The 4,765-nt window shown below is 70.9% G+C and carries 5 protein-coding genes; all 5 read right to left on the reverse strand.

Annotated features, from left to right (window positions below; genetic code table 11):
* Positions 1–370: ATP-binding cassette domain-containing protein (locus ABZ340_RS36365; RefSeq protein ID WP_358786175.1), on the reverse strand; the 370-nt coding region annotated here is incomplete at its 3' end.
* A 384-nt stretch (positions 371–754) separates the two neighbouring features.
* On the reverse strand, positions 755–1,177 hold the full coding sequence (locus tag ABZ340_RS36370; protein WP_358786176.1) for a hypothetical protein: 423 nt from the start codon (positions 1,175–1,177) through the stop codon (positions 755–757).
* 38 nt (positions 1,178–1,215) lie between these two features.
* Positions 1,216–1,476 (reverse strand): hypothetical protein, encoded by a 261-nt coding sequence (locus ABZ340_RS36375; protein ID WP_358786177.1) that lies wholly within the window; start codon positions 1,474–1,476, stop codon positions 1,216–1,218.
* Positions 1,473–1,874, reverse strand: a complete 402-nt coding sequence (locus ABZ340_RS36380) for a DUF2089 domain-containing protein (protein ID WP_358786178.1) — start codon at positions 1,872–1,874, stop codon at positions 1,473–1,475. The genes ABZ340_RS36375 and ABZ340_RS36380 overlap by 4 nt, the downstream gene beginning before the upstream one ends.
* Positions 1,875–2,041: 167 nt before the next feature.
* Positions 2,042–4,441, reverse strand: coding sequence for an excinuclease ABC subunit UvrA (locus tag ABZ340_RS36385; protein ID WP_358786179.1), 2,400 nt, complete (start codon positions 4,439–4,441; stop codon positions 2,042–2,044).
* Positions 4,442–4,765 lie beyond the last annotated feature (324 nt).

A 4,765-nucleotide genomic window follows, 5' to 3' on the forward strand; every position in this document is an offset into this window, starting at 1 on the left:
GGTGCAGGTCCGCCATCAGCAGCATGTTCTCCTCGCCGGTGATCAGCCCGTCGACGGCGGAGAACTGCCCGGTGACCCCGATCGCGGCACGCACGCCGTCGGGTGAAGTGGCGACGTCGTGCCCGGCCACCTGGGCCTGCCCGCCGTCGGCGCCGATGAGCGTGGAGAGGATCTTCACCGCGGTGGTCTTGCCGGCGCCGTTCGGGCCCAGCAGCGCGAACACCGACCCGGCCGGGATGTACAGGTCGACGCCGTCGAGGACGGTCTTGTCGCCGTAGGACTTGCGCAGCCCGACGGCGGAGACGGCGGCCGGCGACGGGCGGCCGTCACCCCGCCCGGACATGGACATGGGCATGACAGAAGAAGGCATGGAGCCCTCCCGTTCGAAAGGATGGGGTGACTGGAGAGTGGGCGAGTTGGCGGGGCCGGCCTTCAGGCCCGGGGCACGGCGAAGGCCGATGTCGCCCGCACCTGGTGCGAGCACCGGTCTTGACGGTGCCTCCGGTCTTCTCGGAGCGTCGGAGGCGACGAGTCTGGCGCACACCCGTGCACAGCCGGAGCCGGCACCGAGCCAGGCGGCGGTGCCGGCCTCCGGATCACCGCACGCCGTCCCGGGCATCGGCCGAGTCGCGGGCCAACCGGCCGAGGCGAATGCCACCGTTGGACATCGAGGTCCGGATCGGGCGACCGGCCGTCCGCGGCCAACGGCCGGCCGGCCTTGTGGTCCCGGCGGGTGCCGGGCGCCGTGGTGGTGTCACTCGCAGAAGATCTGCACCTTGGAGTCGGGGTCGTCGACGTCGACGGTGATGTCGTCGAGCTGGTCGATGAGCTCCTCGAGGTGCTGCGGCTTGAGCTCGCCGAGATCGACCGGTACCCCTTGCCTGTTCAGCTGCGCGTTGACCTTGGTGATCGCCTGCGGAGGGATCAGGCTGGTGAGCCGGACCCCGGCGCGCAGCAGTTGCAGCGGGACCCGGATGTTGATCCGGCTCGGCGTGTCGCCGGAGTCGTCCTCCATCACCACGCGCAGGTACTTGGGCCGGGCCTTCGAGCGGGACGCGGCGCCCGGCGGCGCCTCGGGCCGCTGCCGTTCGAGGGCGTCGATCAGCCGCTCGGCCTCGTCCGCGGTGACCTTGCCCTCGGCCAGCATCTCCAGGACCTGGCGGCGCTGCTCGTTCACGTTGCTCCTCGCTCTCCGAGCTCTCCGAGCTCTCTGACTCATCGGATGCCGACCAGGAAGGCCGTTCGGCCCTCCGCGATCTCGAACCGGGTGCCGGGCAGCGTCCACAGCAGCCGGCCGACACCGCGCAGCGCGCCCACCGGACTCACTCCGGCGACGAGGCATGCGACCACCGCGCCCGCCACGGCGAGCAGCAGCAGCGGCGAGAGCACCAGCAGCACCGGCAGGACAGGGACGTACAGCCGTCGGCGGCGCCCGTCGGAACGGTGATAGCGCACCGTCACCAGCTGCGGGATCATCGGGACTTCTCCAGCTCGGCCAGCGCCTCCTCGGCGCTGATCTCCCCCCGCCGCAGGCGGTCGACGACGTCCGCGCCACTGGGCGCGGGGTCGGTGTCGACGAACTCGAGCTGCTCGGCGATCCGGTTCAGCCGGGACTTGACCGTCGGGTAGCTCACCCCGAAGGTCCGCTCCATCTCCTTGATCGACCCGTGCGACCGCACGAACGCGGCGACGAACACCTGGTCGTCGACGCTGAGCTGAGCCAGCTGCGGCGGCTCGAACTGCCCCTCGATCGCGACGCCGCTGCCGACGAGGCGGACCCGCTCGACCACGAACGGCCGTCCCTGCGTCAGGTCCGTCAGCTCCTGCCAGTCCACCCTCGGCTCCCTGCACTTGGCGACATGCTCTCGATTCATTTGTACCTTGAGTTTTTTAAGGAGTCAAAGCGAAGAACTTAATTTTTCTGATCCGGCCTTCAATTCGATGCCGTCGGCCGGGAGAACCGGGTCGAGCACGGATCTCTGGCGGCCGACAGGTGGGCGCCGGCCGAAGCGGGCCGGCGCCGGTGGCGTACGGGCCCCGGTCAGGCGCCGACGTAGGCCGCCAGGTGCTCGCCGGTGAGAGTGGAGCGGGCGGCGACGAGGTCGGCGGGGGTGCCCTCGAAGACGATCCGGCCGCCGTCGTGACCGGCGCCGGGGCCGAGGTCGATGATCCAGTCGGCGTGGGCCATGACCGCCTGGTGGTGCTCGATGACGATGACCGACTTGCCGGCGTCGACGAGCCGGTCGAGCAGGCCGAGCAGCTGCTCGACGTCGGCGAGGTGCAGACCCGCGGTCGGCTCGTCGAGAACGTAGACGAACCGGTCGCCGCCCTTCTCGGCCATGCGGGTCGCCAGCTTCAGCCGCTGCCGCTCGCCGCCGGACAGCGTGGTGAGCGGCTGGCCGAGACAGACGTAGCCGAGCCCGACGTCGGCGAGTTGCCGGAGGATCCTGTGTGCGGCCGGGGTGCGCGCGTCCCCGGTGCCGAAGAACTCCTCGGCCTCGGTCACCGGCATCGCGAGGACCTCGCTGATGTCGCGTCCGCCGAGGCGGTACTCCAGTACGGACGCCTGGAAACGCTTGCCGTCACAGTCCTCGCAGGTGGTGGCGGTACCGGCCATCATCGCCAGGTCGGTGTAGACGACTCCGGCGCCGTTGCAGGTGGGGCAGGCGCCCTCGGAGTTGGCGCTGAACAGAGCCGGCTTGACGCCGTTGGCCTTGGCGAACGCCTTGCGGATCGGGTCGAGCAGGCCGGTGTAGGTCGCCGGGTTGCTGCGCCGGGAGCCGCGGATCGGGGTCTGGTCGACCGAGACGACGCCCTCGCCGGCCGGGATCGACCCGTGGATGAGCGAGCTCTTGCCGGATCCGGCGACTCCGGTGACGGCGACGAGCACGCCGAGCGGGATGTCGACGTCGACGCCCCGCAGGTTGTGCGCCGTCGCGCCACGGATCGGAAGCCGGCCGGTGGGCGTGCGCACCGTCTTCTTGAGGGCGGCCCGGTCGTCGAGATGGCGGCCGGTGACGGTGCCGCTCGCGCGCAGACCCTCGACGGTGCCCTCGAAGCAGACGGTGCCGCCCGCCGTACCGGCGCCGGGGCCGAGGTCGACGACGTGGTCGGCGATGGCGATGACCTCGGGCTTGTGCTCCACGACGAGCACCGTGTTGCCCTTGTCCCGCAGCCGCAGCAGCAGGTCGTTCATCCGCTGGATGTCGTGCGGGTGCAGGCCGACGGTGGGCTCGTCGAAGACGTAGGTGACGTCGGTGAGCGGGGAGCCGAGGTGGCGGACCATCTTCACGCGCTGTGCCTCGCCGCCCGACAGGGTGCCCGCGGGACGGTCGAGGGAGAGGTAGCCGAGGCCGATCTCCCCGAACGAGTCGAGGGTGTGCCGGAGCTTGGCGAGCAGTGGCGCCACCGAGGGCTCGTCGAGGCCGCGGACCCATGCGGCCAGGTCGCGTATCTCCATCGCGCACGCGTCGGCGATGGAGATGCCCTCGATCTTCGACGACCGGGCGGCCTCGCCGAGGCGGGTGCCGTCGCACGCGGGGCAGGTGGTGAAGGTGACCGCCCGGTCCACGAACTCCCGGATGTGCGGCTGCATCGCCTCCCGGTCCTTGGACAGGAACGACTTCCGGATCTTGGGGATCAGCCCCTCGTAGGTGAGGTTGACGCCCTCGACCTTGACCTTGGTCGGCTCCCGGTGGAGGAAGTCGTGCATCTCCTTCTCGGTGAACTCGCGGATCGGCTTGTGCGGGTCGAGGAAGCCCGACTCGGCGTAGGTACGCACGGTCCAGAAGCTGTCCGACTTCCAGCCGGGGATGGTGAACGCTCCCTCGGCGATCGACTTGGAGTCGTCGTAGAGCTGGGTGAGGTCGATGTCGGAGACGGTGCCCCGGCCCTCGCAGCGCGTGCACATGCCGCCGGTGCGGCTGAAGGTCGCCTTCTCGGTCTTCCTGTTGCCGCGTTCGACCGTGATCGCGCCGCTCGCCCGGACCGAGGGGACGTTGAAGGCGAAGGCGCTCGGCGGGCCGGCGTACGGCTGCCCGAGCCGGCTGAAGAGGATGCGCAGCATCGCGTTGGCATCGGTGACGGTGCCGACGGTGGAGCGGGGGTCGGCGCCCATCCGCTGCTGGTCGACGATGATCGCGGTCGTCAGGCCGTCGAGGACGTCGACCTCGGGCCGCGCCAGGGTCGGCATGAAGCCCTGCACGAAGGCGCTGTAGGTCTCGTTGATCAGCCGCTGCGACTCCGCGGCGATCGTGTCGAACACCAGCGAGCTCTTGCCGGAGCCGGAGACGCCGGTGAACACCGTCAGCCGGCGCTTGGGGATCTCGACGCCGACGTCCTTGAGGTTGTTCTCGCGTGCGCCGTGCACGCGGATCACGTCGTGGCTGTCGGCGGCGTGCGGCGCGGGCGGCTGTGTGTCCGTCGTCGTGGCCTTGCTCATCGTCTCTCCATCTGCCGGGCGGTTCGTCCTCGCGGCTGCCGTCGGTGCCGCCGTCGGTGCCGTCCGGCTCGCTGCGGCAGGCCACGGGACGTACGTTCGACGCTACGAGGCGGTGACTGGTTGTGCTTCTTCGTTCCTGATCGATCCGATTCGGTCGGCCGGTCGGCCGTCACCGGACCGCCCCCCTCTCGCCCGGGCCCTCCCGCGTCCACGGACGCGGGAGGGGCCCGCGCCCGGGGGCCGGCGCCCGGGCCGTCAAATTGCGCCACGCGGGAGAGGGCGGGGGAGCGCGGGTGCGAGGCAGTGCAAAGGCGCGCGCCCCCC

The sequence above is a fragment of the Streptomyces sp. NPDC006134 genome (assembly GCF_040628835.1).
Classification (GTDB): domain Bacteria; phylum Actinomycetota; class Actinomycetes; order Streptomycetales; family Streptomycetaceae; genus Streptomyces.

Coding starts and splice junctions, on each gene's coding strand:
- ABZ340_RS36375 (WP_358786177.1), bottom strand. CDS start 1,476: ATGATCCCGCAGCTGGTGACGGTGCGCTATCACCGTTCCGACGGGCGC.
- ABZ340_RS36380 (WP_358786178.1), bottom strand. CDS start 1,874: ATGAATCGAGAGCATGTCGCCAAGTGCAGGGAGCCGAGGGTGGACTGG.
- ABZ340_RS36385 (WP_358786179.1), bottom strand. CDS start 4,441: ATGAGCAAGGCCACGACGACGGACACACAGCCGCCCGCGCCGCACGCC.